Annotated in this window: 2 protein-coding genes and 1 pseudogene; all 3 read right to left on the reverse strand. The window is 51.7% G+C overall.

The features are described 5' to 3' along the window. On the reverse strand, positions 1-724 hold a 724-nt coding region (locus BN93_RS09470; RefSeq protein WP_044260342.1), incomplete at its 3' end, for a DUF4302 domain-containing protein. A gap of 17 nt (positions 725-741) precedes the next feature. Then, positions 742-1,626 (reverse strand): zinc-binding metallopeptidase, encoded by an 885-nt coding sequence (locus tag BN93_RS09475; protein WP_044260344.1) that lies wholly within the window; start codon positions 1,624-1,626, stop codon positions 742-744. An 18-nt stretch (positions 1,627-1,644) separates the two neighbouring features. Continuing rightward, positions 1,645-1,904: pseudogene (locus BN93_RS09480) on the reverse strand (RagB/SusD family nutrient uptake outer membrane protein); the annotation flags it as partial.

The raw sequence follows: 1,904 nt of genomic DNA on the forward strand, positions 1-1,904 counted from the left end.
CGAAGCTCTTCACCCATTTGCCGCCAATTGCCACGGGGGCTTGCAGCTCGATGCCGTTTTCGGTGTAGCAGAAGGGTACGTAAACCACACTGTCTTTGAAGGCGAAGCGGGCGCGCCTAGACGAGGATATGTACAGTTTGGTGGTGTCGTTGCCCGCAATGTACTTGTAGTTAACCTTAACATTGTCGGCCACATCCTGCATTTTCTCGATGTGGTCCTTCCAGCTTACGTTGTCGTTGAGGCGCGTCATCACCATCTTGTTGTGGAACTTCTTGCCCTCGATGAAGATGGAATCGTTGGTTACGCGCTGAATGATGAACTCGTAGTCTTGTCCCTTTCCGTCGTCGTCCCTTTGTGAGGGGGTAGACAGATAGTGGAAAATCTCGTTGTACGTGTTGACGGTGAGCACGGGTCCCATGTCTTTCTTGATGTCGTAACTCGATGTTGAGGCCTTGTCGGCATCGGCCAGTTCGCTTGCCACCGTTACTTTTCCGTTCTTGAACTTCATCAGGTAGGTGTATCCGCCGCCAGAGTAGCGCGGCTCGGTCCAAAGGTTGAGCTCCCATCCGTTGGGGGCCGACTCCAACACTTGCTTGTAATTCTCCACGGCTTTGTCGAGCCGTTGTGCGGCCGGCTCGTCAAACACCTCATTATCGTCGTGCAGACACGCGGCTAGCAGCATTGTTGCCACAAGTGCCTGCATGCAAATCAATATCTTTTTCATAAGCTACGTTCCTTTTTTTAGTTTAGTTGGTTCAGGTCGAGGTGGCCAATCTCGGATGCTCTGCGAAGTACAATGCTGCGCAATTCGTCGATGTCCAGTTTCCACGAGTCCTTCATATACGCCCTAATCAAGTCTAGTTTGGCTTGTATGTATGGCGCGCCCGTGGTTCCTGCCGTGCTCATCATCTTTTCCCAGTCGGCAGGCGGAGTGGTAACGTATACGGAAAGCATCTCTGCAAAGTCTTCAATGGGTTCGCTCATGGCGTAAGGCGTTACGAAACCCTTCTTGTTGGCGGCCGCCTTACGTACGAGATACCAGTCGCCGCTTACGTAATTTCCCTCGGATATGTGTTGGAAATTCTCATCGTAGGGTATCTTCTGGTTCAAGATGTGCGTAAACTCGTGGTGCATGGTGTGGAAGTAGTACTCGTTGACGGTGGCATAATCGGTGAGCATCTTGTCGGTTAGGTTGTTCACCATGTAGAGTGTTATCACCAGTCCGCCTTCGGCCGTGCCGAGCACCATCGTTCCTTGTCCGCTGTTGTATGCGGGCGAGCCTATCAGGTGGATAATTCGGGGCACGTTGGCCTTGACGAAGTTGGCCCCCACACACTCTGCATAGGCATCGAACCAGAGGTATTTGGCGATGATAGCCAGCTTGGCCGACTTGGCCGAATCGGCCGGAACGAGATGATATTTCATGTCGCTATATATGTCCTCCATCTTGTATTTCACGTCGATGTTGTAGGGATAGGTATAGTTGGCGAGCAACCAATTGTCGAAATTGTCGCGATGTACGGCTTTTTTTCCAAAGATGCTGTCGCCCGTTGGATTGTCTTCCGAGCAAGAATTGAAGCCCAACGACAGTATTGCCGCCAAGGCAAATAAGCAAATCTTCTTCATATTCTACGCGTTTTTGTTTTATTTGTTTCTGGGATTTGCCGTAAGTCCGGCTGTTATAACGTCTTGTGGCAGCTGTATTGCGCGGCGCAGGTCGTTCACCGTCAGCGAGTCTTTAACGTCTGTGATGTGGCTGCTTGCGTTCAGCGTGCGGCGGTAGATAACTATTCCGTAGCGTTTAACGTCTTGCAGTCGCCAGCCTTCGCCCACGGTTATGATGCGCCTAAGGTGCAAGATGGCGTGCAGCAGCGGCTCTTGCGTGGTGGTTCGATGCTGAAGGC

It is taken from the genome of Prevotella conceptionensis 9403948, assembly GCF_000312305.1.
GTDB classification, from domain to species: Bacteria; Bacteroidota; Bacteroidia; order Bacteroidales; family Bacteroidaceae; genus Prevotella; species Prevotella conceptionensis.